The sequence below is a fragment of the Streptomyces capoamus genome (assembly GCF_014654935.1).
Classification (GTDB): Bacteria; Actinomycetota; Actinomycetes; order Streptomycetales; family Streptomycetaceae; genus Streptomyces; species Streptomyces capoamus.
On record NZ_BNBF01000013.1, the window covers coordinates 222,615 to 223,921 of the forward strand.

Sequence of the window (1,307 nt, forward strand, 5' to 3'; positions counted from 1 at the left end):
CGAAGGCCACCTGGAGCACCGGCCCCAGGACGGCTACCGGGCCCTGCGCCGCGCCGCGCCCGGCGCCGTGACCGAGGCCTGGCGGCGCGTCGACGCGGCGCTGCCCTCGGCCCAGGACGGCTCACAGCTCCTGCACTACTTCCGCACCGCCACCGCCCACCTGCCGCAACTGCTGCGCGACGAACAGGACCCCGTGCAACTGCTGTTCCCCGAGGGCAGCATCGACATCCAGGAAGCCGCCTACACCCAGGGCTTCCTCAACTCCTACCTCAACCGCATCGCCACCTCCGTGGTGCGCCGCGTCGCCGACGACCACGCCCGGTACGGCACCGTCCGCCTGCTGGAGGTCGGCGCCGGAGTGGGCGGCGTCAGCGTCGAGGCGGTGCCCCGGCTGGCCGGCACCGACTGCTCCTACCTGTTCACCGACGTCTCGCAGTTCTTCCTGAACAAGGCCGCCGAACGGTTCGCCGACTTCCCCTGGGTGCGCTACGCCCTGTTCGACATGAACGAGGACTTCCGCCCCCAGGGCGTCGAACCCAACTCGCTCGACCTCATCCTCTGCGGCAACGTCATGCACTACTCCCGCAACGCCGGCACGGTCCTGGACCGCATGCGGCAGATGCTGGCCCCCGGCGGCTGGCTCGTCTTCATCGAGACCACCCGCGACAACTACCAGATCCTCACCTCGATGGAGTTCCTGTTCGACGCCACCGCCGGCGACTTCGAGGACGTACGCCACGGCAAGGACCAGACGTTCGTCAGCCGCGACCAGTGGCTGGGCCTGATCGCCGCGGCCGGCGGCGAGACGGTGCTGTGCCTGCCCGGTACCGACGACCCGCTGTCGGCCATCGGCATGCACGTCTTCGCGGTCCGTTTCAAGGCCGACCGGGCCCGCGTCACCCCGGCCCAGCTCTCCGCGCACCTCGCAGAACGGCTGCCCGAGGAGATGGTGCCCGCGCAGCTCCAGATCGTCGACGAACTGCCGCTCACCGACAACGGCAAGGTGGACCGGCGCACCCTGCGCACCTGGCTCACCCCCCGCCGCGGCGGCGAACGCACCGTCGGCGCGGACCCGCAGCCGATGACCGACCTGGAGCAGCGCATCACCGCCCTGTGGTGCCGCGTCCTGGACACGCCCGCCGTGGGCCGCGACGACACGTTCTACGAGGCCGGCGGCGACTCCCTGCTCGCCGCCCAGCTCGTCGGGGTGCTCCGCGAGGAACTGCCCGAGGCCGAGCACGCCCTCTTCGACGAACTGCTGCGCGAACTCCTCGACGGCGCCAGCGTCCACGGCCTCGCCCGGACCC

Annotated in this window: 1 protein-coding gene; it reads left to right on the forward strand. The window is 71.5% G+C overall.

All coding sequences use genetic code 11. The annotated features are described in order from the left end of the window. The coding region (locus IE312_RS41190; protein WP_229900258.1) for a class I SAM-dependent methyltransferase at positions 1-1,307 on the forward strand (1,307 nt) is incomplete at both ends.